Consider the following 24,740-nt stretch of genomic DNA (forward strand, 5'->3'; position numbering starts at 1 on the left):
CGCCCGGGGTTTTCATTTGAGAAGGTCCGTTCGTTCCGGACGCTTATGAGGACAGAGCCGCCGCATGCCCATAAAGGTCGGCTTAGTGGACGCAGCCGGCGATCATTGTCACGGAAACCGGTGCAACATTGTTCTAAACCATTGCGCGGCATTTCCCTGAGCGAAGCGATTGATTGCCCTAGGGGAAGGGTGTCCGGTGACAAGAAACGAGATATTCGCATTGCTCTCCGCCAACATTCGAATGGCCCTCATCGGAGCGCTATCTCTGCGACGTTGAGCCAGATGTCTATTATCGATTGGTCTCCCCAAGCCGATAATGACTCTCGCGTTGACAAATCTTAGTTGTCTTGTGAGCCTTTGAATATTTTCGGGGTCCTGAACCTCTAACATCCGTGGAATTGATCTTCCGTCTCTGGCAGGCCACCTAGCAGCTGCATGAGAATTCATCAGGGTATAATGATCAACATTCGTCGTGCTGAAGTCACTCGCGCGAAGCCCAAAGATTCCTTTATTTTCTAAATCGTGAAGAACTTGAAGGAGGATAGATAGGTTCGCGCCAGAGCGTCCGGCAAATGGGCGTTGTGGGACGGCATTCTCTTCCTCCTGTCCGGGGCAGGCACCAAGAAACACCAAATTTGGAAACAAGTCTCCCCGGCGAAAATCTATATTATTCACGCACATACTTGCGCCCCCAAATACCTACTGAAGAGCCTTATGATCGCACCTATTGCTCGCCAAAAACTCTTAGCTCACAGTAAAGACAATAAGATAATATCAAACACGCGTGAAGTATGCTGTCGAAAGAGACGAAGAGCTCGGAGCGGGCAATGCACTCCGATCCATGGCCCCTCCGGTTGCCCTGAAGCGGCCGGAAGGGCAGAGTTCATGGCGCGAGACGGGGCGAATCCCCCCGCCTCACTCCGCCATCAGCCGCGAGACGACGACCGTCACCTCGGGCTTCTTGCCGATCTCTTCCATCGTCACCTGGCGCACGATGCGGCGCAGCGCCTCGTCCATCTTGTCGTCGCTCGCCACCACCTTGGCCGAGGCGCGTTCGAGGAATTCGGCCAGCTCGTCCTCCAGCCGCTCGACCAGATCGGCGCCGTTGCGGCCGGTTTCCGACAGGCCCATCAGCTCGACCCAGGCATCGCCGAGCGGAGCGTCGTCCTCGTCGACGATCACGGTGATCAGCACATGGCCGTTCAGCGCCATGCGGATGCGGTCGCGGATCACCCCGTCCATCGCGCCGATCAGCACAGACCCGTCCAGATAGATCCGCCCGGTCTCGATATATTCGACCACCTTCGGCGCCGGGCCGGTCAGGTCGATCATCATGCCGTTCGTCGCCACTTCCGAGGCGATCCCCTTCGCCGTGCCGAGCTTCGCATGTTCGCGCAGGTGGCGGTGCTCGCCGTGCATCGGGATCAGGATCTGCGGCCGCAGCAGGTCATGCACCGCCTCGAGATCGGGGCGGTTCGCATGGCCCGAGACGTGATAGCGGCCGTTGTGATCCTCGATCACGTCGACGCCCATCTCGGAGAAGGCGTTGATGATGCGGATCACGCCGCGCTCGTTGCCCGGGATCACGCGCGACGAGAACAGGAAGCTGTCGCCCGATTTCATCTCGAGGCCCAGATACTTGCCGCGGCTGAGCTGTGCCGTCGCCGCGCGCCGCTCGCCCTGGCTGCCGGTGACGATCAGCATCAGGTTCTCGCGCCCGACCTCGACCGCATCCTCGGCCGAGATCGTGCCGGGCATGCCGATCAGCACGCCGGTTTCCTCGGCCGCGCTGACCATCCGCTTCATCGCGCGGCCGAGCAGGCAGACCGAGCGCCCCGCGGCCTTGCCGGCCTCGGCGAGCGTCTTCAGACGCGCCACGTTCGAGGCGAAGGTGGTGGCGACCACCATCCCCTTCTGCGCCGCGATCATCTCGCGCAGCGGCTCGACCAGCGTCGCCTCGGACCGGCCCGGCGAGGGCGAGAAGACGTTGGTCGAATCGCAGACCAGCACCTTCACCCCCTGCCCCTCATGCGCGATCTCGTGCCAGACCATCGGATCGAAGGGTTCGCCGACGACGGGCGAGCCGTCGAGCTTGAAGTCGCCGGTGTGCACGATCCGCCCCGCGGGCGTGTCGATGATGAGCGCCGAGCTTTCCGGGATCGAATGGCTCAGCGGCACGAACTGCACCTTGAAGGGGCCGGCCTCGATCACCTGCGGGCGCGGCTCGACGACCTTCAGCACGTCGCTCGGCAGCCCCGCCTCTTCCATCTTCAGCGCGCCGATGCGGGCGGTGAACTTGCGCGCATACATCGTCTTCTTCAGCCGCGGCCACAGGTGCGGCAGCGCGCCGATGTGGTCCTCGTGCGCATGGGTGATGAAGATCGCCTCGATCCGCGCCGCGTTCTGCTCGAGCCAGGCGCTGTCGGCCATGATCACATCCACCCCCGGGGTGCTGTCCATGTCCGGGAAGGTCACGCCAAGGTCGATGACGATCAGCCGCTCCTTCCCCTCGGGCCCGTAGCCGTAGACATAGGTGTTCATGCCGATTTCGCCGGCACCACCGATGGGAAGATAGATCAGACGGTCACTCACGCGCCAAGCCCCTTGTTGTAATCGTTGATGAGCCGCAGCCCGTGCATGGTAAGGTCATCCTCGACCTTGTCAAAGAGATCGAAGCCCTGATCGAAGAGCGAGGCCAGACCGCCGGTGGCGATCACCCGCATCGGACGATCGCGCTCGGCCCGGATCTGCCGCACGATGCCCTCGACAAGGCCGATATAGCCCCAGTAGATGCCCGACTGGATACAGGCAACCGTGTTCGTGCCGATCACCCGCTCGGGGTGGGTGATGTCGACATGAGGCAGCGCCGCGGCCGCCATGTGCAGCGCCTCGAGGCTGAGGTTCACACCGGGCGCGATCACCCCGCCGATATAGGCGCCGTCGTCATCGACCACGTCGAAGGTGGTCGCGGTGCCGAAATCGACGACGACCAGATTGCCGCCGTGCCGGTCATAGCCCGCGACGGTGTTCACCAGCCGGTCGGGCCCGACCGTGGTGCCGAGATCGACGCGCGGCGCCACCGGCAGCTCGCATCCCGGCTTGCCGACGACGAGCGGACGACAGTCGTAATAGCGGTTGCACAGCACGCGCAGGTTGAACACCACCCGCGGCACGGTCGAGGAGATGATCGCCTCGGTCACCTTGCCGTCGATGTCGTGCAGCTTCTTCAGCGTGTTGAGCCAGACGAAATATTCGTCAGCGGTGCGGCGGTGATCGGTGGCGATGCGCCAGGTCGAGACGAAGCTCTCGCCGTCCCAGATCGAGAACACCGTATTCGTGTTGCCGCAGTCGATGCAGAGAAGCATCACTCCCCCCTCAGAAGAAAATCTCGGCGGCGGAAATCGCCATCCGCCCGCCCGCCGTGTGCAGGATCATCGCGCCGGTCTCGTCGATCGTCTCGAAGACGCCCTCATGCGTCTCGGTTCCGGTGCGCGCCACCAGCCGCTCGCCAAGACGCGCGGCGCGGGCGAGCCAGGCGGCGCGGATCGGCGCGAAGCCCTGGGTCGCGAATTGCCGCGCCAGCCGGTCGAAGGCCACGGCCAGATGGGTCAGGAATTCCTCGGGCGAGATCACCAGGCCGGTTTCGGCGCGCAGGCTCACCGGCGCCATCGCGCCCGCCTCGAGCGTGCCCGGATCGGGCGCCTCGGCCAGGTTCACGCCGATGCCGATGGCAAGCTGGCTGATCCGGCCGCCCTGCCCCAGGCTTTCAAGCAGGATCCCCGCGATCTTGCCGCCATTCAGCAGCACATCGTTCGGCCATTTGATCGTCAGCCGCGCATGCGGCCCGGCGACGCGCGACAGCGCCTCCTCGAGCGCGAGCGCCGCGACGAAGGAGTAAAGCGCCGCCTGCTGCGGGCTCACCTGCGGATGAAAGACATAGGTGGCGGCGAAATTGCCCGCGGGCATCCGCCAGGGCCGGCCGCGGCGGCCGCGGCCGCCGGTCTGGTCAAGGGCCAGAATCCACGCAGGCCCCGCAAGATGCGGGGCCAGCCGGGCCGCTTCGGACATGGTGCTGTCCACCCGGCCGAGGACGTGGCGCGCCACGCCCTCAGGCCATTCGGTGCGATCAGTGGACAAGTGCCGCTGCCGCCGCCTGCGCGGCGCCCTCGAGACCGAAGAGGTTCATCGCCCCTGCGACCATCACCAGCGCCGAGGCCATCAGCAGCACCCATTGCACCGCCGGCATCCGGCTGTCGAGCGCCTCGGTCTCGGTGCCGAAGTACATGTAGTAGACGATGCGCAGGTAGTAGAAGGCCGCGATCACCGAGGCGACGACGCCCAGCACCGCAACCCAGGTGTAGCCCGCGAAGAGCGCCGCCTTGATCACCGCGAACTTGGCGAAGAAGCCGAGCATCGGCGGCACACCGGCCAGCGAGAAGAACAGCACCAGCAGCGCCAGCGCCTTCAGCGGCTCCGCCTTCGACAGCATGTTCAGCGCCGAGATGTCGGTCACCGGCTGGCCGTCGCGCTCCATCGCCAGGATGAAGGAGAAGACGCCGACGTTCATCGCGATGTAGATCGACATGTAGATCAGCGTCGCGCTGACACCCGCCTCGGTCCCGGCCAGAACGCCCATCAGCGCAAAGCCCATGTGGGTGATCGAGGAATAGGCCATCAGGCGCTTGATGTTCTTCTGCCCGATCCCGGCGACGGCGCCGAGGAACATCGAGGCCACGGCGACGATCGCGAGCACCTGGCCCCAGTCGCTCGGCACATGGCCGAAGGCGTCATAGACAAGCCGCGCGATCAGCGCCATCGCGGCCATCTTCGGCGCGGTGGCGAAGAAGGCGGTCACCGGGGTCGGCGAGCCTTCGTAGACGTCGGGCGTCCACATGTGGAACGGCACCGCCGAGACCTTGAAGGCGAGACCCGCGATCATGAACACCATGCCGAACAGCACGCCGAGCGGCAGGTGACCGGCCTCGACCACCGAGATGATGCCGGCGAAGTTCGTGGTGCCGGCAAAGCCGTAGGTCAGCGAGGCGCCATAGAGCAGCAGACCCGAGCTGAGCGAGCCCAGCACGAAGTATTTCAGACCGGCTTCCGACGAGCGCTCGGAGTCGCGACGCAGGGCGGCGACGACATAGAGCGACAGCGACATCAGCTCGAGGCCGAGATAGAGCGACATCAGGTCGCCCGCCGAGACCATCATCATCATGCCGATGGTGGCCAGCACGACGAGGATCGGGAACTCGAAGCGCAGCAGGCCGCGGCGCACGAGGTAATCGGCGCTCATCGCGAGGATGGCGGCAGCCGAGAACAGGATCGCGACCTTCGAGAAGCGCGCGAAGGGATCGTCGATGAAGAGCCCGCCGAAGGCGTCACGCGCCCCCGAGCCGCTGACCCCGATCCAGAACCCGAAGACCAGCATCACCGCGACGGTGGCCCACAGGATCGCCGGGCCGGTCTTGTCCTTGCCGGTCCAGACGCCGAAGAGCAGCGCCGCCATCGCATAGACGGCCAGCAGGAACTCCGGCAGGACCGTGGAGAAATCCGCAGAAGTCATCGTTTTTTCTCCCTCAGTGACCGGCGAGCGCCGCGAGATCGGCGGGCAGGCTGGCGTGATAGTTCTGGATCAGCTGGGCCACCGAAGGCCCGATGATGTCAAGGATCAGGTTCGGGCAGAAGCCGAGGATCAGCGTCGCCGCGATCAGCGGCGCGAAGATCGCCTTCTCGCGGGTGCTCATGTCCTGGATCGTCTTCAGGCTCTCCTTGATCAGCTCGCCGAAGACGACGCGGCGATAGAGCCACAGCGCGTAGGAAGCCGAGAGGATCACGCCCGTCGCCGCCACCAGCGCCACCCAGGTGTTGACCTGGAAGGTGCCCATCATGGTGAGGAATTCACCGATGAAGCCCGAGGTGCCCGGCAGGCCGATGTTGGCCATGGTGAAGAACATGAAGACCAGCGCATAGCGCGGCATCCGCACCGCAAGCCCGCCATAGGCGTCGATCTCGCGGGTGTGCATCCGGTCATAGATCACGCCGACCGCAAGGAAAAGCGCGCCCGAGACGAAGCCGTGGCTCAGCATCTGGAAGATCGCGCCGTCGACGCCCTGCTGATTCGCCGCGAAGATGCCCATGGTGACATAGCCCATGTGCGCCACCGACGAATAGGCGATCAGCTTCTTCATGTCGGATTGCGCCAGCGCGACGAGCGAGGTGTAGACGATGGCGATCGCCGACATCCAGAACACCACCGGGGTCAGCACCTCGGAGCCCACCGGGAACATCGGCAGCGAGAAGCGCAGGAAGCCGTAGCCGCCCATCTTCAGCATCACCGCCGCCAGGATCACCGAGCCCGCCGTCGGCGCCTGAACGTGCGCGTCGGGCAGCCAGGTGTGCACCGGCCACATCGGCATCTTCACCGCGAAGGAGGCGAAGAAGGCCAGGAACAGCAGCGTCTGCATGCCGCCCACGACGTGGAAGCCCAGCACGGCGAAGCTGTCGGTCGGGAACTTGTGGGTCAGCAGCGTGACGATGTCGGTGGTGCCCGCTTCCATGTACATCGCGACCATCGCCACCAGCATCAGCACCGAGCCGAGGAAGGTGTAGAGGAAGAACTTGAAGGTCGCGTAGATCCGGTTCGGCCCGCCCCAGATGCCGATGATCAGGAACATCGGGATCAGCGAGGCTTCGAAGAACAGGTAGAACAGCACCAGATCAAGCGCGGTGAACACGCCGATCATCAGCCCCTCGAGCACGAGGAAGGCGATCATGTACTCCTTGACCCGCTTCTCGACGTGCCAGGCCGAGGCGATGGTCAGCGGCATGATGAAGGTGGTGAGCAGCACGAACAGGATCGAGATCCCGTCGACGCCCATCTTGTACTTCAGGCCCATGATCCAGTCGCGGTCCTCGACGAACTGGAAGCCGGTGTTCGAGGCGTCGAAGCCGCCGAGCAGGAAGAGCGAGATCAGGAAGGTCGCCGAGGTGATCAGCAGCGCCGCCCATTTCGCATTGCGGTCCGCCGCGGGCGTCCCGCCCTTCAGCACCAGCGCCAGGATCGCCGCCGATACCAGGGGAGTGAACGTGATGATGGAAAGAAGGTTTTCCATTAGTGAGACCCCCCGGTCAGGACGACCCAGAACATGAGCACCACGATGCCGATGACCATGGCGAAGGCGTAGTGGAAGAGATAGCCGGACTGGACGCGGCCGGCGAGGCGGGTCAGCGCCGGCACGATGCCAAGCGCGACCCCGTTGATCGCCCCGTCGATGGTGGCGCCGTCACCCTTCTTCCAGAAGAAGGCGCCGAGCCACTTGGCGGGACGGATGAAGATGACGTTGTAGAGCTCGTCGAAATACCACTTGTTCAGCAGGAAGCGGTAGAGCACCGGCTGCGCCTTGGCGAGTTTCGCCGGCAGCGCCGGATTGACGATGTAGAACAGCCACGACAGCGTCAGACCGATCAGCATCGCGATGAAGGGCGAGACCTTGGCCCAGGTCGGCGCCGCATGGGCGTCTTCCATCACCTTGGTGCTCTCCTCGCTCATGTAGATCGCGCCCTGCGGTGCGTGGCCCTCGGCCACCGCATGACCTTCGGTCGCGGCAACGGCATGGCCCTCGGCCGCCGGCGCCTCGGTCGCGACGCCTTCCGGCATCGCCTCGGTCCCGGCCTCGGCCATCTGCGCCTCGTGCTGCGGCATGCCGAAGAAGGCGAGCATCTTGTCGTGATTACCGAAGAAGCTGTTGTACCAGACCATGCCGGCGAAGATCGCGCCGATGGCCAGCACGCCAAGCGGCACCAGCATCACCATCGGGCTTTCATGCGCGTGCTCGTGGGTGTGGTGATCGCCCTTCTCCTTGCCGAAGAAGGTCATGAAGATCAGACGCCACGAGTAGAACGAGGTGAAGCCCGCGGCGATCACCAGCATCCAGAAGGCATAGCCCGAGCCGGATCCGAAGGCGCTCTCGATGATCGCGTCCTTCGACAGGAAGCCCGCGAGGCCGAACGAGGTCAGCGGCACGCCGACGCCGGTGATGGCGAGGGTGCCGATCACCATGATCCAGTAGGTGAAGGGGATCTTCTTGCGCAGCGCACCGTAGTTGCGCATGTCCTGCTCGTGGTGCATCGCGTGGATCACCGAGCCCGCGCCGAGGAACAGCATCGCCTTGAAGAAGGCGTGGGTCAGCAGGTGGAACATCGCCGCCGAATAGATGCCGACGCCCGCGGCCACGAACATGTAGCCAAGCTGCGAACAGGTCGAATAGGCGATGACGCGCTTGATGTCGTTCTGCACGAGGCCCACGGTCGCCGCGAAGAAGGCGGTGGTGGCGCCGATGTAGACGATGAACATCTTCGCCTGCGGGGCGAATTCGTAAAGCGGCGACATCCGCGAAACGAGGAACACGCCCGCGGTCACCATGGTCGCGGCGTGGATCAGCGCCGACACCGGGGTCGGGCCTTCCATCGCGTCCGGCAGCCAGGTGTGCAGCAGAAGCTGCGCCGATTTGCCCATGGCACCGATGAACAGCAGGAAGCCGATCAGGTTCGCCGCGTTCCAGTCGCGCCACAGGAAGTGCAGGTTCTCCTGCGCCAGCGTCGGCGCGGCCGCGAAGACCTCGTCGAACTTCAGCGTGCCGGTCAGGTAGAAGATCGCGAACATGCCGAGCAGGAAGCCGAAGTCGCCGACGCGGTTGACCACGAAGGCCTTGATCGCCGCGGCGCCGGCCGAGGGCTTCTTGTAGTAGAAGCCGATCAGCAGGTAGGACGCGAGACCCACGCCTTCCCAGCCGAAGAACATCTGCACCAGGCTGTCCGCCGTCACCAGCGACAGCATGGTGAAGGTGAAGAGCGACAGATAGGCGAAGAAGCGCGCCTTGTAGGCCTCGTCATGGCCCCAGGCCGGGTCATGCGCCATGTAGCCCCAGCTGTAGAGGTGCACCAGCGCCGAGACCGTGGTGACGACGATCAGCATGATCGCGGTCAGCCGGTCGAGCCGGATGCCCCAGCTGACATCGAGCGCGCCCGAGCGGATGAAGTCGAACAGGTGGATGTGGCGGGTGACGCCGTCGAAGCCGAGGAAGGTGACCCAGCTCAGCGCGCAGGCGAGGAACAGGAGGCCCGTGGTCAGTGCCATCGCCCCCTTCTCGCCGATCAGCCGCCAGCCGAAGCCGCCGACGACCGCCCCCAGAAGGGGTGCCAGAAGAATGATCGTTTCCATGAGCACTTACCCCTTCATCACGTTGACGTCTTCCACGGCGATCGAGCCGCGGTTGCGGAAGAAGACCACGAGGATCGCGAGGCCGATCGCCGCCTCGGCGGCGGCCACGGTCAGCACGAACATCGTGAAGACCTGCCCCACCAGATCGCCCGAGAAGGACGAGAAGGCGACGAGGTTGATGTTCACCGCAAGCAGCATCAGTTCGATCGACATCAGGATGACGATGACGTTCTTGCGGTTCACGAAGATCCCGAAGATCCCGGTGACGAACAGCGCTGCCGCCACGCCCAGATAATGTTCAAGTCCGATCATCGCTGTCCCTCCGGAGCGCGCGCCCCGTTTTCCCTTGCCCGTTTCGTTCGTCGCAGCAGCTCATCACAGCCCCTGCCCCGGTTTCACATCCACCAGCTCGAGCGACTTCGCCGGATCGCGGTGCATCTGCGCGAGCACGTTCTGCCGCTTGATGTCGGTGCGGTGGCGCAGCGTCAGCAGGATCGCCCCGATCATCGCCACGAGCAGGATCAGACCCGCCGCCTGGAAGAGGTAGATGTACTTGTCATAGATCAGCAGCCCGAGCGCCTCGGTGTTCTGCACGCCCTCGGGGGTGGGCGCCGCATGCAGCGCCTGCGCGCCGTCGGCCGACTGCCAGGCGCCGAAGCCCATGCCGAGCATCAGCAGCATGATGACGCCCATCAGCAGGCCGAGCGGCATGTAGCGCACCAGCTCGCCCTTCAGCGCGGCGAAGTCGACGTCGAGCATCATCACCACGAAGAGGAAGAGCACCGCGACCGCGCCGACATAGACGATGATCAGCAGCATCGCGACGAATTCCGCGCCCAGAAGCACGAACAGCCCCGAGGCCGAGAGGAAGGTCAGGATCAGCCAGAGCACCGAATGCACGGGGTTCTTGGACAGGACCACCATCAGGCCCGCGACCACCGCGACCGCGGCGAAGAGGTAGAATGCAAACACCGTCATGTGTTTTCCCCCGATTTTTCGTCAAACACCGAACGCGCGATCTCCAGCGCCCGGGTCATGGCGGGAACGCCGCCGAACATGCTCATCTGGAAGATCACCTCGGCGATCTCCCGCTGCGAGGCGCCCGCCTCCATCGCGTGGCGGATGGCCAGACGCAGCTGTGCATCCGCCTGCGCGCCCAGCACGGTGAGCGCCGCGATCGTCACCAGAAGGCGCGTGCGCGCGTCCAGCCCCTCGCGGTTGAAGGTCTTGCCGAACCACATCTCCATCATGTCCTTCGACATGGTGGGGATGAGCTTTTCGAAGGCGACGGGATTGAAACTTTCCAAAGCCGGGTTGAACAGGCGGGCCATCTCGGCCCCCTGCTCCATCATCGCCGAGAACAGTTTCGAGAATTCCTCGGTCATCTGTAGGGCGCATCCAGCTCGAGGTTGCGGGCGATCTCGGATTCCCAGCGGGCGCCGTTATCGAGAAGCTTCGCCTTGTCGTAGAACAGCTCCTCGCGGGTCTCGGTGGCGAATTCGAAGTTCGGCCCCTCGACGATCGCATCGACCGGGCAGGCTTCCTGGCAGAAGCCGCAGTAGATGCACTTCGTCATGTCGATGTCGTAGCGCGTGGTGCGGCGCGAGCCGTCCTCGCGCGGTTCGGCATCGATGGTGATCGCCTGGGCGGGGCAGATCGCCTCGCACAGCTTGCAGGCGATGCAGCGCTCTTCCCCGTTCGGATAGCGGCGCAGCGCATGCTCGCCGCGGAAGCGCGGGCTGATCGGCCCCTTCTCGTGCGGGTAGTTGATCGTGGGCTTGGGCGCCACGAAGTACTTCATGCCAAGGCCGAAACCCTTGAAGAAGTCGAACAGCAGGAAGTATTTGGCCGCGCGTGCGTAATCGAAAGCCATGGATCAGCCCCCCATCGTCCAGCGGGCCCAGAAGGCGCCGAGGACCTCATATTTCGCCAGGAATGCCACGATCACCACCCAGGCGAGCGACATCGGCAGGAACACCTTCCAGCCGATCCGCATCAGCTGGTCGTAGCGGTAGCGCGGCACGATCGCCTTCACCATCGCGAAGATGAAGAAGCACAGCAGCATCTTGCCCACCAGCCACAGCACGCCGTCGGGCAGGCCGGGGATCGGGCTGAGCCAGCCGCCGAGGAACAGCAGCGACACGAGCGCGCACATCAGCACCACCGCCATCAGCTCGCCGATCATGAACAGCAGGAACGGCGTCGAGCTGTATTCGACCTGATAACCGGCGACGAGTTCCGATTCAGCTTCGGGAAGGTCGAAGGGCGGACGGTTGGTCTCGGCCAGCGCCGAGATGAAGAACAGCGCCACCATCGGCAGGTGCGGCAGCCAGTACCAGCCGAAGATGCCATAGCTGGTCTTCTGCGCCTCGACGATCGCGCCGAAGTTCATCGAGCCGGTCGAGATGATCACGCCGATGATGATCAGGCCGAGCGAGACCTCGTAGGAGATCATCTGCGCGGCCGAGCGCAGCGAGCCGAGGAACGGGTATTTCGAGTTCGACGCCCAGCCCCCCATGATCACGCCGTACACTTCAAGCGACGAGACCGCGAAGATGTAGAGGATCGCGACGTTGATGTCCGAGATCACCCAGCCGGTGTTGAACGGGATCACCGCCCAGGCGATCACCGGCAGGATGAAGCTCAGCATCGGCGCGATGAAGTAGACCGCCTTGTCGGCGCCCGCCGGCACGACGATTTCCTTCACGATATACTTCAGGAAGTCGGCGAAGCTCTGCAGCAGGCCGAAGGGGCCCACCACGTTCGGACCGCGACGGATCTGCACCGCCGCCCAGACCTTGCGGTCGGCATACATCAGAAAGGCCAGCGCCACGAGGATGCAGACCGTGACCAGAAGGCACTGCCCGAGGATGAGCAGGAAAGTGCCAAAAGGTGTTGCAAGAAACTCAGCCATTTTGTCCCTCAGACCGCCTTGTCTTTCAAACCGTCGGTATACCTTGATCCGCGCAGTCGCCGACCGTCACCTGAGCGTCGATCGTCTTCAGTCCGCGGGGCAGAGCGGCGGAGATCAGATAGACCGCATCCGCCTGCCAAGTTCCGTTTTCATGGTCGATCTTCGTGCGGATGTGCCGCGCGAAGCCGTAGCCGCGGATCAGCGCATATTGCGCCGCCGCACAGGTGGCATAATCGACCACCGCCGTATCGTCCTTCGCCCCGCGCAGCGCGACGCGAAAATCGACCAGATCGCCTTCGAGGAGACGGGTCTCGACCCCCTCGTAGACGATCTTCGAGGGCGCGGCCCCTTCCGCCGGCGCACAGGCCGCCAGCCCGGCCAGAAGGCCGGGGGCGACGCGCGCAAGGGTGGAAAGCCGCGCCATTCGTGTCACTCCGCCGCAAGCGCCGGACCGGCCGCGCGCGTCTTGGCGAGGGCCGAGCATTCGGCCATCACCACCGAGGCCCGCGCGATCGGGTTGGTGAAGTAGAAGTCATGGATCGCCGGGCGGAAGGTGGCGGCGCCCATGTCGCGAGCCGCGACCGGGGTCCAGCCATTCGCCGGCACGGTGTCGACCTGGGCGAGATGCGGCACCGCCGCGATCAGCGCCTTGCGCAGACCGGCCAGCGAATTCCACGGCTGCGTGCGGCCCAGCTCGGCCGACAGCGCGCGCAGGATCGCCCAGTTTTCCTTCGCCTCGCCGGGCGCGAAGCCCGCGCGGAAGGCGAGCTGCGGCCGGCCCTCGGTGTTGACGAAGAGGCCGTTTTCCTCGGTGTAGGCGGCGCCCGGCAGGATGATATCCGCCCGGTTCGCGCCGCGGTCGCCGTGGCTGCCCTGATAGATCACGAAGGGGCCGCCTTCCGAGCGCGGGGTGATTTCCACCTCGTCGGCGCCGAGGTTGTAGATCACCTCCACGCCCTCGACAGCGGCCAGAAGCCCGCCCTCGGTCACCGCGCCCACGTCCATCGCGCCGACGCGACCGGCCGCGGTGTGCAGCATCATGTACTTGCCGCCGAGCTTCTCGGCGAGCGCCATCGCATGGGCGATCACCGCCTTGCCATCGGCTTCCGAGACGGCGCCCTGCCCGACGATCACCAGCGCGCCCTCGACCGGAGTGGCCTCGGCCACCGCCTTCGCCAGCGCCGCGCGGTCGGTGCCGAGCGCGGTGTAGTCATAGGTCAGATCGACCGCCGGCCCGATCAGCGAGACCACGGCGCCATGCGACCAGGCCTTGCGGATGCGCGCGTTCAGCACCGGCGCCTCGTCGCGCGGGTTGGTGCCGATCAGCACGATCTGCTTGGCGCTGTCGATATCCGCGATCGCGGCATTGCCGACATAGGCCGAGCGGTTGCCCACCGGCAGGCGCGCGCCGTCGGTGCGGCACTCGACCGAACCACCAAGGCCCTCGACCAGCTGCTTGAGCGCGAAGGCCGCCTCGACCGGGGCCAGATCGCCCACGAGGCCGAGCACCTTCTTGCCGGTCATCGCCGCGGCGGCAGCGGAAAGCGCCTCGCCCCAGCTTGCCTTGCGCAGCTTGCCGCCCTCACGGAGGTAGGGGCGGTCAAGCCGCTGCCGGCGCAGACCGTCCCAGATGAAGCGGGTCTTGTCCGAGATCCATTCCTCGTTCACCGCGTCATTGTTGCGCGGCAGGATGCGCTTCACTTCGCGGCCCTTGGTGTCGATGCGGATGTTCGAGCCGAGCGCGTCCATCACGTCGATCGATTCCGTCTTCGTCAGTTCCCAGGGGCGGGCGGTGAAGGCGTAGGGCTTCGAGGTCAGCGCACCGACCGGGCACAGGTCGATGATGTTGCCCTGCATGTTGCTGTCGAGCGTCAGGTTCAGATAGCTGGTGATCTCGCTGTCCTCGCCGCGCCCGGTCTGTCCCATCTGGGTGATGCCGGCCACCTCGGTGGTGAAGCGCACGCAGCGGGTGCAGCTGATGCAGCGGGTCATGCAGGTCTTGACCAGCGGCCCGAGGTTCAGGTCTTCCGACGCGCGCTTCGCCTCGCGGTAGCGCGAGAAGTCGACGCCATAGGCCATCGCCTGGTCCTGCAGGTCGCATTCGCCGCCCTGGTCGCAGATCGGGCAGTCGAGCGGGTGGTTGATGAGCAGGAACTCCATCACCCCTTCACGCGCCTTCTTCACCATCGGCGAGTTGGTCTTGATCACCGAGGGCTCGCCGTTCGGGCCCGGGCGCAGGTCCTTGACCTGCATCGCGCACGACGCGGTGGGCTTCGGCGGGCCGCCGACGACTTCGACAAGGCACATGCGGCAGTTGCCCGCGATCGAGAGCCGCTCGTGATAGCAGAAGCGCGGCACCTCGATGCCGGCCTGCTCACAGGCCTGGATGATCGTCAGGTTCGGATCAACCTCGACCTCGTGGCCGTCGATGATGATTTTGCGCGTGTTCGACATGCTCTGATCCGTCAGTTGCCAAGGGCGCGGGCACCCGCGCGGTGTTTCGGTTGGAGGCTCATGCGCAGCCCCCCGGGAAAACCCAGGCGCCACCCTGGAAATTGTCTTCGGGCGAGGAATTCACGCGGCCGCCGCACAGCGCATCTGCCGCACGCCGCGCCTCGGCGCCCTCGGAATAATCGAAGGCCCGGGCCTTGCGAGTGACGACAAGCGCCCCCATCTCCCCTTTCGACGCGGCATAGCCCGCCACGACAGGTGCCGCTTCCGGCGCCTGCGGGGCGGTGCAGGCCGCAAGGGCCAGCGCGCCGAGAGAAAGGGGAAGGGCCGCGTTCATCGTTGCCTCACTCCGCCGCCATCGCGCCCATGCGACCGGTCTTGCGGGCCTTGATGCGATCCTCGATCTCTTCGCGGTAGTGCCGGATGAGACCCTGGATCGGCCAGGCGGCCGCATCGCCAAGCGCACAGATCGTGTGGCCCTCGACCTGCTTCGTCACGTTGAAGAGCATGTCGATTTCCTCGATCTCGGCTTCGCCGGTCACCAGACGATCCATCACCCGCATCATCCAGCCGGTGCCTTCGCGGCAGGGCGTGCACTGGCCGCAGCTCTCGTGCTTGAAGAACTTCGCCAGACGCCAGATCGCCTTGATGATGTCGGTCTGCTGATCCATCACGATCATGCAGGCGGTGCCGAAGGACGACTTCAGCTCGCGCATGCCGTCGTAATCCATGATCGCGTCTTCGCACAGCGCCGCCGGCAGGACGGGGCACGAGGCGCCGCCCGGAATGACCGCCTTCAGGTTCTTCCAGCCGCCGCGCACGCCACCGCCATGCTTCTCGATCAGTTCCTTCATCGAGATCGACATCGATTCCTCGATGACGCAGGGGGTGTTGATGTGGCCCGACATGGCAAACAGCTTGACGCCGGTGTTGTTCGGGCGGCCGAAGGACGCATACCAGGCCGCGCCACGGCGCAGGATCGACGGCACGACGGCGATCGATTCCACGTTGTTCACCGTGGTCGGGCAGCCATAGAGGCCCGAGCCCGCCGGGAACGGCGGCTTCATCCGCGGCATGCCCTTCTTGCCCTCGAGGCTTTCGAGCAGCGCGGTTTCCTCGCCGCAGATATAGGCGCCGGCCCCGTGGTGCAGGTAGACGTCGTAATCGAAGCCCGACTTGCAGGCGTTCTTGCCGATCAGCCCCGCCTCATAGCATTCGTCGATCGCCTTCTGCAGCGCTTCCTTCTCGCGGATGTATTCGCCGCGGATGTAGATATAGGCGGCGCTCGCGCCCATGGCGAAGCCGGCGATCAGCGCGCCTTCGATCAGCGTGTGCGGATCGTGGCGCATGATCTCGCGGTCCTTGCAGGTCGCGGGTTCGGATTCGTCGGCGTTGATGACGAGGAACGAGGGGCGGCCGTCCGACTGCTTCGGCATGAAGGACCATTTCAGCCCGGTCGGGAAGCCCGCACCACCGCGCCCGCGCAGGCCCGAGGCCTTCACCTGCTCGATGATCCAGTCGCGGCCATTGGCCAGGATGTTCGCCGTGCCGTCCCAGTGGCCGCGCATCATCGCGCCTTTCAGGGAGCGGTCGTGCATCCCGTAAAGGTTGGTAAAGATCCGGTCCTGATCTTTCAGCATGTCACTTCCCTCAGTTGCGCGGCCGCCGGTGTCCCGGCCCCCGTTGCGCCCGAACCGGCGCGAAATCCCTTGTCACCGCGGGCCGAAGCCTCAGCGGTCCTTGCCCGTCGCGGCAGCGGGAGGAGCGATCCGCTCCCCGTCCGCCGTCTTCCTCTCGGCCGCGGCCCGCGCCCGTTCAAGCGCCGCCGGCGGCAGGGCGAAGCGACGGTCGAGCCCGTCGCAAAAGCCCCAGACGAAAACCGCCCCCGCAAGCAGGAAGGCGATCAGGCCGAGAAAGAGCGCCGCCGCGGTGCCAAGCGAGGAGTGCACGAGGAGCCCGGTCAGAAGGCCCGTGATCGCGCCCCATGTCCATGCCCTGATCCTGCAGCCCGCCTCGAACCCGCTCATCGTCTCCTTCCGGCCCTTGCGCCGTCTCCCGGGCCCCTGCGGGCCCCGGGTCTCACTCCGTCGCGGCCTTCGCCGCCTTCTCCGCAGCCACCTGCTGCACGGCCGACTTCGGCCGCTCGGTGCCCATCACGCCGATCGGCGCGCGCTGGCCCGACATTTGCCACGGCGCACGCAGCGGCACTTCGGTGCCGTCGATGCGCTTGATCGTGTCGCCGATCGCGACCGCAAGGCCCACGGTGCCGTTGAACTCCTCGCGGTCGCCCTTGCTGTCCAGCAGCGCGACCTGCTCGCCCGCCCGTTCCGACGAGAAGCGGCCGGTCTGCGAACCGGGACGCGGCGTCTGGCCGGCGGCCATGGTGTCGATCAGCTTCGCGAGGCTCTCTTCGCTGAGATCCTCGTAATAGTCCTTGCCGATCGCCGCCATCGGTGCGTTTGCGCAGGCGCCGAGGCACTCGACCTCTTCCCAGCTGAACTTGCCGTCCTTCGAAAGTTCAAAGGCATGCGGCGCGATCTTTTCCTTGCAGACCTTGATCAGGTCCTCGGCGCCGCAGATCATGCATGACGTCGTGCCGCAGACCTGGATATGGGCGACCGAGCCCACCGGAGCGAGCTGGAACATGAAGTAGAAGGTCGCGACCTCGAGCGCGCGGATATAGGGCATGCCCAGCATGTCCGCGACATATTCGATCGCCGGTTTCGACAGCCACCCCTCCTGTTCCTGCGCGCGGAACAGCAGCGGGATGATCGCCGAGGCCTGACGGCCCACCGGATATTTGGTGATCTGCGCCTGCGCCCAGGCGAGGTTCGCGGGCGAGAACTCAAACGAAGCGGGCTGCTCGTGATGAAGACGACGGAGCATTAGCGGTCAACCTCCCCGAACACGATATCGAGCGTGCCGATGATGGCCGAAACATCGGCGAGTTGGTGGCCACGGGAGATCTCATCCATCGACTGCAGATGCGAATAGCCCGGGGCGCGGATCTTGGCGCGGTAGGGTTTGTTGGTGCCATCCGACACCAGGAAGACGCCGAATTCGCCCTTCGGCGCCTCGACGGCGGCGTAGACCTCGCCGGCCGGGACGTGGAAGCCCTCGGTGTAAAGCTTGAAGTGGTGGATCAGGCTTTCCATGTTGCGCTTCATGTCGCCGCGCTTCGGCGGGGTCATCTTGCCGCGCGCCAGCACGTCGCCCTGGTTCTCGGGCAGGCGCAGCTTGGCGATCGCCTGAAGGATGATCTTGGTCGACTCGCGCATCTCGGCCATGCGGACGAGGTAGCGGTCATAGCAGTCGCCGTTCTTGCCGACGCAGACCTTGAAGTCGAACTCGTCATAGCATTCGTAGGGCTGGCTGCGACGCAGGTCCCAGGCAAAGCCCGAGCCGCGCACCATCACGCCGGTATAGCCCCAGTCCGAGATTTCCTTCTCGGTGATGATCGCGATGTCGACGTTGCGCTGCTTGAAGATCCGGTTCTCGGTCAGCAGCCCGTCGATGTCGTCGAGCTTCTGGGGGAATTCCTTCGCCCACTCCTCGATGTCGTCAATGAGCTTCGGCGGCAGGTCCTGATGGACGCCACCGGGGCGGAAGTAGTTCGAGTGGAGCCGCGCACCGCAGGCCCGCTCGTAGAAGATCATCAGCTTCTCGCGTTCCTCGAAGCCCCACAGCGGCGGGGTCAGCGCGCCGACGTCCATCGCCTGCGTGGTGACGTTCAGCAGGTGGTTCAGGATACGGCCGATTTCCGAGTAGAGCACGCGGATCAGCTGCGCCCGCCGCGGCACCTCGGTGCCGGTCAGCCGCTCGATCGCGAGACACCAGGCGTGTTCCTGGTTCATCGGCGCGACATAGTCGAGACGGTCGAAATAGGGCAGGTTCTGCAGGTAGGTGCGGCTTTCCATCAGCTTTTCGGTGCCGCGGTGCAGCAGGCCGATATGCGGGTCAGCGCGCTCGACGATCTCGCCGTCAAGCTCCAGCACCATGCGCAGCACGCCGTGCGCGGCAGGGTGCTGCGGGCCGAAGTTGATGTTGAAGTTGCGGATGCGCTGTTCGCCCGTCAGCACATCGTGCGAACCGTCATCGTAGGAATTCTGCCGGATGTCGCCGTCCATGGTCCAACCTCTGTCTTGTCCTGTCCGCCGGGCCACGGGAGCCCGACGCGAGGATCAGCCCTGCTTCTCGTCGCCGGGCAGAATGTAATGCGCGCCTTCCCAGGGGGAGAGGAAATCGAACTGCCGATATTCCTGCACAAGCTTCACCGGCTCGTAGACCACGCGCTTGAGCACCTCGTCATAGCGCACTTCGACATAGCCCGTGGTCGGGAAGTCCTTGCGCAGCGGGTGACCGCGGAAACCGTAGTCGGTGAGGATGCGGCGCAGGTCCGGGTGACCCGAGAACAGGATACCGTACATGTCGAACACTTCGCGCTCGCACCAGTTGGCGTTCGGGAAGGCCTCGACGATCGAGGGGCACATCTCGTCCTCGCGCAGCGCCGCCTTCACGCGGATGCGCTGGTTGCGCCACATCGACAGGAACAGCCAGACCATGTCGAAGCGCGCCGGACGTTCCGGCCAGTCGACGGCGGTCAGCTCGATCAGCGTCGAGAAACGGCAGTTCGGATCGTCGCGCAGGAATTCCACGAACTCGAGGATCGAGCCGGGCGTGACGGTGACACAGAGTTCGCCAAAGGCGATCTCGGTCTTCAGCACGTCGGCCGAGCGCTTGTGCTCGATGTGGGCGGCCAGTTCCTTCAGGGCTTCGTCGCTCATTCTTCTCTCCCCTCAGCGGACCAGCGTGCCGGTGCGGCGGATCTTCCGCTGCAGCTGCAGGATACCGTAGAGCAGCGCCTCGGCCGAGGGCGGGCAGCCCGGCACGTAGATGTCGACCGGGACGATCCGGTCACAGCCGCGCACCACCGAGTAGCTGTAGTGATAGTAACCGCCGCCGTTCGCGCAGGACCCCATCGAGATCACATAGCGCGGCTCGGGCATCTGGTCATAGACCTTGCGCAGCGCGGGGGCCATCTTGTTGGTCAGCGTGCCAGCGACGATCATCACGTCGGACTGGCGCGGCGAGGCGCGCGGCGCGGTGCCGAAACGTTCGAGGTCATAGCGCGGCATCGAGACCTGCATCATCTCGACGGCGCAGCAGGCCAGACCGAAGGTCATCCAGTGCAGCGAACCGTTGCGCGCCCAGTTGATCAGGTCTTCGGTCGAGGTCAGCAGGAAGCCCTTGTCCTGCAGCTCCTTGTTCAGGGCCTGGGTCGCGGCTTCCTTGTCGGCTCCCGCGGTATTGGCAGAGGTCATCACGCCCATTCCAGCGCCCCTTTCTTCCATTCATAGGCAAAGCCGATGGTCAGCACGCCGAGGAACACCATCATCGACCAGAAGCCCACCATGCTCAGCGACCCGAAGGCCACCGCCCAGGGGAACAGGAAGGCCACTTCGAGGTCGAAGATGATGAACAGGATCGAGACGAGGTAGAACCGCACGTCGAACTTCATGCGCGCATCGTCGAAGGCGTTGAAACCGCATTCGTAAGCCGAGACCTTTTCCGGGTCCGGGTTGCGCACGGCCAGCACGACCGCGGCAAGGACCAGGACAAGCCCGAGCACGATGGCCAATGCAAGGAAGATGAGGATGGGAAGATATTCACGCAGCATGTCGTGCACTGGTTGGCTCCCTTGTGACGCGACCGAGTGTCGCGCAGGTTCCGGCTGAGCGAGCAATATCGCCGCCTCCCGGCCGGGTCAACCGAGTGCCGCCGGTTTCGCCTGTGAAAAGTGCGATTTGTATACCGCTGCACACCGCTTCGGCAAACCGGGCGCCCCTGCCCCGCGGGCAAGAGAACAAGGGCCCGCACGCGGTTGCGCACGGGCCCGAAGCCTTGGCAAACCCGAGAGAATCCCTCGGGTCTGGCGCGTTTCGTCAGGCGCACCAGCCCGGTTTGCGCCGGTCGAAGAAGGCGGCGATTCCCTCCCCTGCCTCGGCGGATTCCCAGCGGGCGACGAGGGCGGCAACGGTCGCCTCCTGCACCGCGGCGTCGATCGGCGGCGCGAGCCTCCGGATCAGCGCCTTGGCATCGGCGACGGCGCCCGGCGCACAGCTCAGATAGGGCTCGACCTCGGCCTCGATCGCGGCGTCGAGGTCCGCCGGCGCGACGACGCGGGCCAGAAGGTTCAGCGCCTCGGCCTCGTCCGCCTCGAAGAGCCGCGACGACATGAAGACGCGCCGCGCCTTCGCCGGGCCCATGCGGGCGACAACATAGGGAGAGATCGTCGCCGGCGTCAGGCCGAGCCGCGTCTCGGTCAGCCCGAAGCGCGCGCCGCTGACGCCGACGGCCACGTCGCACACCGACATCATGCCGATGCCGCCGCCGAAGGCATTGCCCTGCACCCGGCCGATCACCGGCTTCGGGCAGCGATCGAGCGCGCTGAGCATGCCGGCAAGCCGGCGCGCGCCCGCCGCGCGCTCCTCGGCGCTGGCCGTCATCTGCGCCTGCATCCATTTCAGATCGCCGCCGGCGCAAAAGCTTGCCCCCTCGGCCGCCAGCACCACCACCCGCACCGCGGGATCGGCGCCAAGCGTGCCGATGACGGCGGTGATCTCGTCCATCATCTGCGCCGAGAGCGCATTGTGCTTCTCGGCGCGCGCCAGCCACAGATGCGCGACGCCGCGCGCGTCGATCTCGATCCGGATCGTCTCGGTCATTGCCCCTGCCCTCTCATTTCCCGCGCAAGCGCCGCCGCCGCGCCGATCACCTCCATGTCGAGCCCGGTCTCGTAGCCGCGCCCGGCAAGCCACGCGGCCACCTTCTCGGTCGCGACATTGCCCTTCGCCCCCGGCGCATAGGGGCAGCCGCCAAGGCCACCGACGGCCGCATCGAAGACCCGCAGCCCGGCGGCGAGCGCCGCCTCGATATTCTCGAGCGCGCGCCCCGCAGTGTCGTGGAAATGCCCGGCCAGACGGTCGGCCGGCATCTCCTCGAGCACCGCATCGAGCATCGCCGCCACGGTCTCGGGCCGGCCCTGCCCGATGGTGTCGCCCAGGCTGACCTCGTAACAGCCCATCTCGCGCAGCGCCGCGACGACACGGGCCACCGCCTCGGGCGGGGTCGGCCCGTCATAGGGGCAATCGGTAACGACCGAGACATAGCCGCGCACCGGCATCTCGTCGGCCTGCGCCGCCTGCATCACCGCGCGGAAGCGATCGAGGCTTTCGGCGATCGAACAGTTCAGGTTCGCGCGCGAGAACCCCTCCGAGGCCGAGGCAAAGATCGCCACCTCGTCCACGCCCGCCGCCCGCGCGCCCTCATAGCCCTTCAGGTTCGGCGTCAGCGCGGCATAGCGCACGCCGGGCGCCCGCGCGATGCCGGCCAGCACCTGCGCCCCGTCGGCCATCTGCGGCACCCATTTCGGACTGACGAACGACGCCACCTCGATCCGGCGGAACCCCGCGCGGCTCAGGCAATCGACCAGCGCGATCTTCTCCGCCGTCGGGATCAGGCGCTTTTCGTTCTGCAGCCCGTCGCGCGGGGCCATCTCGAAGATCTCGACCGTCTCAGCCATCGTTCAGCTCGTAGAAATCCTGGGTGTAGATCGCGCTCGCCCCGCCCTTCGCCACGGCGCGGCGATAGGCCGGACGTGCCTTGCAGCAGTCGGCCCAGACGGCAAGCGCCGGGAAGGCCTCGGGGCGCACGAAGCGAAACATCGCCTCGAGGTTGAACCCGAACATCACATCGGCGGCCGAGAACCCGTCAAGCAGCCAGTCGCGGCCGGCCAGATGCGCCTCCATCCCCCGCATCGTCACCTCGAGCCGCTTCGTGTCGAGCTTCGTCAGCGCCGCCGAGCGCGCGCTTTCGGGGCGCAGGAAGATGTGGTGGATGTTGAGGTTCTGCAAGATGTTCGCCTGCGTCTCGGCGAAATGCAGCCATTGCAGGAAATCGGCCCGTTCGGGGGTTCCCGGGCGCGGCGCCAGCCGGCCGCGGGTCTCGGTCAGATATTCGACGATCGCCCCCGACTCGAAGATCACCCGCCCGTCGATCTCGAGCGCGGGGATCCGCCCGGCGGGCGAAAGCGCACGGAACTCGGGGCTGCGCAGGCCGCCGTCGGTGAGCGACCAGATCTTCAGATCGGCGCGCTCGCCCAGCTCCTCGAGCAGCCACAGAACGCGGAACGAACGCGAGCCCGGAACGTAATGCAGCCGGATCATGCGGCCTCCTCCTCGGTCTCGTCGGCAAGCCGGATCAGCGCCGCGCCGGCCTCGACCTGCGCGCCGGGTTCGACCAGCACCTCGGCCACGGTGCCGGCGCGGGCGGCCAGCATCGTGTGCTCCATCTTCATCGCCTCGAGCACGGCAAGCCGGTCACCCTCCGCCACCATCTGGCCGGGCGCGACGAAGACCGCCTTCACCAGCCCCGGCATCGGCGCGAGCGTCAGCCCCGAGGCCGGCCCTTCCGAGCGGCGCGCGAGCGGATCGGGCCGGGCAAAGCGATAGGCCGCGCCCATGAAGACGGTGATCTCGTCGGTGCCGACATGGAAACGCGCGCCGGTCTTCGCGCCCTCGACCCACCAGCCGTCGGGACGCAGCACGCAGTCCTGCGTGGTGCCCGCCACCGTCACCGCAACCCGCCCGGGCCCGGTCACCGCAAGGCTCGCGGGCTCCTCGAAGGGCACGGCGCGCATCAGCGGCGCCCAGAGGCTGAAGCCCGGTCCGGTTCCCCCGGCCAACCCCGCCGCGGCGATCACCGCAAGCGCACGCGCCGCCGCGGGCGGCTCGCAGGCCGCGGTCAGCGCGTCGATCTCGCGCCCGATCAGCCCGGTATCGACATCGCCCGCGGCAAAGCCCGGATGGCGGGCGAGTGCCCCCAGAAAGCCGAGGTTCGTCACCGTGCCCGCGACCTCGGTCTGTTCCAGCGCGCGCGCAAGCTGCGCCAGCGCCACCGCGCGGGTCGGGCCATGCGTCACCACCTTGGCGATCATCGGGTCATACCAGGGGCTGATCGTGTCGCCGGGGCGCACGCCGGTCTCGATCCGCGCCGCGCCGAAGCTGAGGTGGGCCAGGGTGCCGGTCGCCGGCAGGAAGCCCGCCGGCACGTCCTCGGCGTAAAGGCGGGCCTCGAAGGCATGGCCGGTGATCGTCAACTCGTCCTGCCGGCGCGGCAGCGGCTCGCCCGCCGCCACGCGCAGCTGCCATTCGACCAGATCGACGCCGGTGATCGCCTCGGTCACCGGGTGCTCGACCTGCAGGCGCGTGTTCATCTCCATGAACCAGAAGCGATCCTCGCGCAGCCCCTCGGAGGCATCGACGATGAACTCGATCGTGCCGGCGCCACTGTAGCCGATCGCCTCGGCCGCGCGCACGGCGGCCTGCCCCATCGCGGCGCGCATCTCGGGCGTCATGCCCGGCGCGGGGGCCTCCTCGATCACCTTCTGGTGGCGGCGCTGCAACGAGCAGTCGCGCTCGAAGAGATGCACCGCCGAGGTGCCGTCGCCGAAGACCTGCACCTCGATATGGCGCGGCTTCTCGACGTATTTCTCGATCAGCACCGCGGGGTTGCCGAAGGCGGTCAGCGCCTCGCCCTGCGCGCTTGCCAGCGCCGCGGCGAAATCGGCGGGCCGGTCGACGCGGCGCATCCCCTTGCCGCCGCCGCCCGCGACCGCCTTGATGAGCACCGGATAGCCCACCGCCTCGGCCGCACCGGAGAGATGCTCGGGGTCCTGGTTCGCGCCGTGATAGCCCGGCACCACCGGCACGCCCGCCTGCGCCATCAAGGCCTTCGCCGCGTCCTTCAGCCCCATCGCCCGGATCGCATCGCCCGAAGGGCCGATGAAAACCAGCCCCGCCGCCTCGACCGCGTCGACGAACTCGGGGTTTTCCGACAGGAACCCATAGCCCGGGTGGATCGCCTCGGCCCCCGTGGCCCGCGCCGCGGCGATGATCGCCGCGCCGCGCAGATAGCTGTCACGCGGCGCCGGGCCGCCGATCAGAACGGCCTCGTCGGCAAGGGCGACATGGCGCGCACCGGCGTCAGCCTCGGAATAGACGGCAACGGTCGCCACGCCCATGCGGCGCGCGGTGTCGATGACGCGACAGGCGATCTCGCCGCGGTTGGCGATCAGGATCTTGCGAAACATCG

At 66.1% G+C, this 24,740-nt stretch carries 26 protein-coding genes; all 26 read right to left on the minus strand.

Going from position 1 to position 24,740, the window contains the following annotated elements:
* Positions 1-108: 108 nt before the first annotated feature.
* Positions 109-681, minus strand: a complete 573-nt coding sequence (locus DYS74_RS19110; RefSeq protein ID WP_121531333.1) for a uracil-DNA glycosylase family protein — start codon at positions 679-681, stop codon at positions 109-111.
* A gap of 234 nt (positions 682-915) precedes the next feature.
* Positions 916-2,541, minus strand: a complete 1,626-nt coding sequence (locus DYS74_RS04450; protein WP_121531557.1) for a ribonuclease J — start codon at positions 2,539-2,541, stop codon at positions 916-918.
* A gap of 47 nt (positions 2,542-2,588) precedes the next feature.
* Positions 2,589-3,365, minus strand: coding sequence for a type III pantothenate kinase (locus DYS74_RS04455; RefSeq protein WP_121531335.1), 777 nt, complete (start codon positions 3,363-3,365; stop codon positions 2,589-2,591).
* Between the two features lie 10 nt (positions 3,366-3,375).
* Positions 3,376-4,137, minus strand: coding sequence for a biotin--[acetyl-CoA-carboxylase] ligase (locus DYS74_RS04460; protein WP_281272450.1), 762 nt, complete (start codon positions 4,135-4,137; stop codon positions 3,376-3,378).
* A complete protein-coding gene (gene nuoN / locus DYS74_RS04465; RefSeq protein ID WP_121531339.1) occupies positions 4,127-5,566 on the minus strand; it encodes an NADH-quinone oxidoreductase subunit NuoN in 1,440 nt (479 codons plus the stop codon). Before nuoN ends, DYS74_RS04460 begins: the two co-directional genes overlap by 11 nt.
* 13 nt (positions 5,567-5,579) lie before the next feature.
* Positions 5,580-7,115, minus strand: a complete 1,536-nt coding sequence (locus DYS74_RS04470) for an NADH-quinone oxidoreductase subunit M (RefSeq protein WP_121531341.1) — start codon at positions 7,113-7,115, stop codon at positions 5,580-5,582.
* Positions 7,115-9,223 (minus strand): NADH-quinone oxidoreductase subunit L, encoded by a 2,109-nt coding sequence (gene nuoL, locus DYS74_RS04475; protein ID WP_121531343.1) that lies wholly within the window; start codon positions 9,221-9,223, stop codon positions 7,115-7,117. The genes DYS74_RS04470 and nuoL overlap by 1 nt, the downstream gene beginning before the upstream one ends.
* A gap of 6 nt (positions 9,224-9,229) precedes the next feature.
* Positions 9,230-9,535, minus strand: a complete 306-nt coding sequence (gene nuoK, locus DYS74_RS04480) for an NADH-quinone oxidoreductase subunit NuoK (RefSeq protein WP_121531345.1) — start codon at positions 9,533-9,535, stop codon at positions 9,230-9,232.
* Between the two features lie 63 nt (positions 9,536-9,598).
* On the minus strand, positions 9,599-10,201 hold the full coding sequence (locus DYS74_RS04485) for an NADH-quinone oxidoreductase subunit J (protein ID WP_121531347.1): 603 nt from the start codon (positions 10,199-10,201) through the stop codon (positions 9,599-9,601).
* Positions 10,198-10,608: a carboxymuconolactone decarboxylase family protein gene (locus DYS74_RS04490; RefSeq protein ID WP_113901018.1), complete on the minus strand. Its 411-nt coding sequence runs from the start codon at positions 10,606-10,608 to the stop codon at positions 10,198-10,200. Before DYS74_RS04490 ends, DYS74_RS04485 begins: the two co-directional genes overlap by 4 nt.
* The gene (nuoI, locus tag DYS74_RS04495; protein ID WP_121531349.1) at positions 10,605-11,096 is read right to left on the minus strand and encodes an NADH-quinone oxidoreductase subunit NuoI; all 492 of its coding nucleotides are present in this window, start codon (positions 11,094-11,096) and stop codon (positions 10,605-10,607) included. The genes DYS74_RS04490 and nuoI overlap by 4 nt, the downstream gene beginning before the upstream one ends.
* 3 nt (positions 11,097-11,099) lie before the next feature.
* Entirely contained in the window at positions 11,100-12,137 is a 1,038-nt protein-coding gene (gene nuoH / locus DYS74_RS04500) for an NADH-quinone oxidoreductase subunit NuoH (protein WP_113901020.1), read from the minus strand.
* Positions 12,138-12,162: 25 nt separating this feature from the next.
* Positions 12,163-12,561, minus strand: a complete 399-nt coding sequence (locus DYS74_RS04505; RefSeq protein WP_121531351.1) for a hypothetical protein — start codon at positions 12,559-12,561, stop codon at positions 12,163-12,165.
* A 5-nt stretch (positions 12,562-12,566) separates the two neighbouring features.
* Positions 12,567-14,591: an NADH-quinone oxidoreductase subunit NuoG gene (nuoG, locus tag DYS74_RS04510; protein ID WP_121531353.1), complete on the minus strand. Its 2,025-nt coding sequence runs from the start codon at positions 14,589-14,591 to the stop codon at positions 12,567-12,569.
* A 58-nt stretch (positions 14,592-14,649) separates the two neighbouring features.
* Complete coding sequence (locus tag DYS74_RS04515; protein ID WP_121531354.1) at positions 14,650-14,925, minus strand: hypothetical protein; 276 nt, start codon at positions 14,923-14,925, stop codon at positions 14,650-14,652.
* Positions 14,926-14,932: 7 nt separating this feature from the next.
* Positions 14,933-16,228, minus strand: a complete 1,296-nt coding sequence (gene nuoF / locus DYS74_RS04520) for an NADH-quinone oxidoreductase subunit NuoF (RefSeq protein WP_121531356.1) — start codon at positions 16,226-16,228, stop codon at positions 14,933-14,935.
* 90 nt (positions 16,229-16,318) lie between these two features.
* Positions 16,319-16,615: a hypothetical protein gene (locus tag DYS74_RS04525; RefSeq protein WP_121531358.1), complete on the minus strand. Its 297-nt coding sequence runs from the start codon at positions 16,613-16,615 to the stop codon at positions 16,319-16,321.
* A 52-nt stretch (positions 16,616-16,667) separates the two neighbouring features.
* Entirely contained in the window at positions 16,668-17,474 is an 807-nt protein-coding gene (nuoE, locus tag DYS74_RS04530; protein WP_121531360.1) for an NADH-quinone oxidoreductase subunit NuoE, read from the minus strand.
* The gene (locus tag DYS74_RS04535; protein ID WP_121531362.1) at positions 17,474-18,715 is read right to left on the minus strand and encodes an NADH-quinone oxidoreductase subunit D; all 1,242 of its coding nucleotides are present in this window, start codon (positions 18,713-18,715) and stop codon (positions 17,474-17,476) included. Before DYS74_RS04535 ends, nuoE begins: the two co-directional genes overlap by 1 nt.
* 54 nt (positions 18,716-18,769) lie before the next feature.
* The gene (locus DYS74_RS04540; RefSeq protein WP_121531364.1) at positions 18,770-19,372 is read right to left on the minus strand and encodes an NADH-quinone oxidoreductase subunit C; all 603 of its coding nucleotides are present in this window, start codon (positions 19,370-19,372) and stop codon (positions 18,770-18,772) included.
* A 12-nt stretch (positions 19,373-19,384) separates the two neighbouring features.
* Positions 19,385-19,918 carry a NuoB/complex I 20 kDa subunit family protein gene (locus tag DYS74_RS04545; RefSeq protein ID WP_183077450.1) on the minus strand — a complete coding sequence of 178 codons (534 nt, stop codon included), beginning with the start codon at positions 19,916-19,918 and terminating at the stop codon, positions 19,385-19,387.
* The gene (locus tag DYS74_RS04550; protein WP_121531366.1) at positions 19,909-20,274 is read right to left on the minus strand and encodes an NADH-quinone oxidoreductase subunit A; all 366 of its coding nucleotides are present in this window, start codon (positions 20,272-20,274) and stop codon (positions 19,909-19,911) included. The genes DYS74_RS04545 and DYS74_RS04550 overlap by 10 nt, the downstream gene beginning before the upstream one ends.
* 256 nt (positions 20,275-20,530) lie before the next feature.
* Complete coding sequence (locus DYS74_RS04555; RefSeq protein ID WP_121531368.1) at positions 20,531-21,313, minus strand: crotonase/enoyl-CoA hydratase family protein; 783 nt, start codon at positions 21,311-21,313, stop codon at positions 20,531-20,533.
* Positions 21,310-22,170 (minus strand): hydroxymethylglutaryl-CoA lyase, encoded by an 861-nt coding sequence (locus DYS74_RS04560; protein WP_121531370.1) that lies wholly within the window; start codon positions 22,168-22,170, stop codon positions 21,310-21,312. The genes DYS74_RS04555 and DYS74_RS04560 overlap by 4 nt, the downstream gene beginning before the upstream one ends.
* Positions 22,163-22,813: a glutathione S-transferase family protein gene (locus tag DYS74_RS04565; RefSeq protein ID WP_121531372.1), complete on the minus strand. Its 651-nt coding sequence runs from the start codon at positions 22,811-22,813 to the stop codon at positions 22,163-22,165. Before DYS74_RS04565 ends, DYS74_RS04560 begins: the two co-directional genes overlap by 8 nt.
* Positions 22,810-24,738, minus strand: a complete 1,929-nt coding sequence (locus DYS74_RS04570) for an acetyl/propionyl/methylcrotonyl-CoA carboxylase subunit alpha (RefSeq protein ID WP_121531374.1) — start codon at positions 24,736-24,738, stop codon at positions 22,810-22,812. The genes DYS74_RS04565 and DYS74_RS04570 overlap by 4 nt, the downstream gene beginning before the upstream one ends.
* Positions 24,739-24,740: the final 2 nt, after the last annotated feature.

It is taken from the genome of Paenirhodobacter hankyongi (assembly GCF_003664585.1).
GTDB lineage: Bacteria > Pseudomonadota > Alphaproteobacteria > Rhodobacterales > Rhodobacteraceae > Rhodobacter > Rhodobacter hankyongi.

Bases quoted from the DNA above. Each gene is read 5' to 3' on its own strand.
- DYS74_RS04455 (WP_121531335.1), bottom strand. From the start codon at position 3,365: ATGCTTCTCTGCATCGACTGCGGCAACACGAATACGGTGTTCTCGATC.
- DYS74_RS04560 (WP_121531370.1), bottom strand. From the start codon at position 22,170: ATGGCTGAGACGGTCGAGATCTTCGAGATGGCCCCGCGCGACGGGCTG.
- DYS74_RS04540 (WP_121531364.1), bottom strand. From the start codon at position 19,372: ATGAGCGACGAAGCCCTGAAGGAACTGGCCGCCCACATCGAGCACAAG.
- DYS74_RS04450 (WP_121531557.1), bottom strand. From the start codon at position 2,541: ATGAACACCTATGTCTACGGCTACGGGCCCGAGGGGAAGGAGCGGCTG.
- nuoI (WP_121531349.1), bottom strand. From the start codon at position 11,096: ATGGCTTTCGATTACGCACGCGCGGCCAAATACTTCCTGCTGTTCGAC.
- nuoE (WP_121531360.1), bottom strand. From the start codon at position 17,474: ATGCTCCGTCGTCTTCATCACGAGCAGCCCGCTTCGTTTGAGTTCTCG.
- nuoF (WP_121531356.1), bottom strand. From the start codon at position 16,228: ATGCTGAAAGATCAGGACCGGATCTTTACCAACCTTTACGGGATGCAC.
- nuoL (WP_121531343.1), bottom strand. From the start codon at position 9,223: ATGGAAACGATCATTCTTCTGGCACCCCTTCTGGGGGCGGTCGTCGGC.
- nuoG (WP_121531353.1), bottom strand. From the start codon at position 14,591: ATGTCGAACACGCGCAAAATCATCATCGACGGCCACGAGGTCGAGGTT.
- nuoK (WP_121531345.1), bottom strand. From the start codon at position 9,535: ATGATCGGACTTGAACATTATCTGGGCGTGGCGGCAGCGCTGTTCGTC.
- DYS74_RS04515 (WP_121531354.1), bottom strand. From the start codon at position 14,925: ATGAACGCGGCCCTTCCCCTTTCTCTCGGCGCGCTGGCCCTTGCGGCC.
- DYS74_RS04525 (WP_121531358.1), bottom strand. From the start codon at position 16,615: ATGAGCGGGTTCGAGGCGGGCTGCAGGATCAGGGCATGGACATGGGGC.
- DYS74_RS04470 (WP_121531341.1), bottom strand. From the start codon at position 7,115: ATGGAAAACCTTCTTTCCATCATCACGTTCACTCCCCTGGTATCGGCG.
- DYS74_RS04565 (WP_121531372.1), bottom strand. From the start codon at position 22,813: ATGATCCGGCTGCATTACGTTCCGGGCTCGCGTTCGTTCCGCGTTCTG.
- DYS74_RS04570 (WP_121531374.1), bottom strand. From the start codon at position 24,738: ATGTTTCGCAAGATCCTGATCGCCAACCGCGGCGAGATCGCCTGTCGC.
- DYS74_RS04535 (WP_121531362.1), bottom strand. From the start codon at position 18,715: ATGGACGGCGACATCCGGCAGAATTCCTACGATGACGGTTCGCACGAT.
- DYS74_RS19110 (WP_121531333.1), bottom strand. From the start codon at position 681: ATGTGCGTGAATAATATAGATTTTCGCCGGGGAGACTTGTTTCCAAAT.
- DYS74_RS04505 (WP_121531351.1), bottom strand. From the start codon at position 12,561: ATGGCGCGGCTTTCCACCCTTGCGCGCGTCGCCCCCGGCCTTCTGGCC.
- DYS74_RS04490 (WP_113901018.1), bottom strand. From the start codon at position 10,608: ATGACCGAGGAATTCTCGAAACTGTTCTCGGCGATGATGGAGCAGGGG.
- DYS74_RS04485 (WP_121531347.1), bottom strand. From the start codon at position 10,201: ATGACGGTGTTTGCATTCTACCTCTTCGCCGCGGTCGCGGTGGTCGCG.
- nuoN (WP_121531339.1), bottom strand. From the start codon at position 5,566: ATGACTTCTGCGGATTTCTCCACGGTCCTGCCGGAGTTCCTGCTGGCC.
- DYS74_RS04545 (WP_183077450.1), bottom strand. From the start codon at position 19,918: ATGGGCGTGATGACCTCTGCCAATACCGCGGGAGCCGACAAGGAAGCC.
- nuoH (WP_113901020.1), bottom strand. From the start codon at position 12,137: ATGGCTGAGTTTCTTGCAACACCTTTTGGCACTTTCCTGCTCATCCTC.
- DYS74_RS04555 (WP_121531368.1), bottom strand. From the start codon at position 21,313: ATGACCGAGACGATCCGGATCGAGATCGACGCGCGCGGCGTCGCGCAT.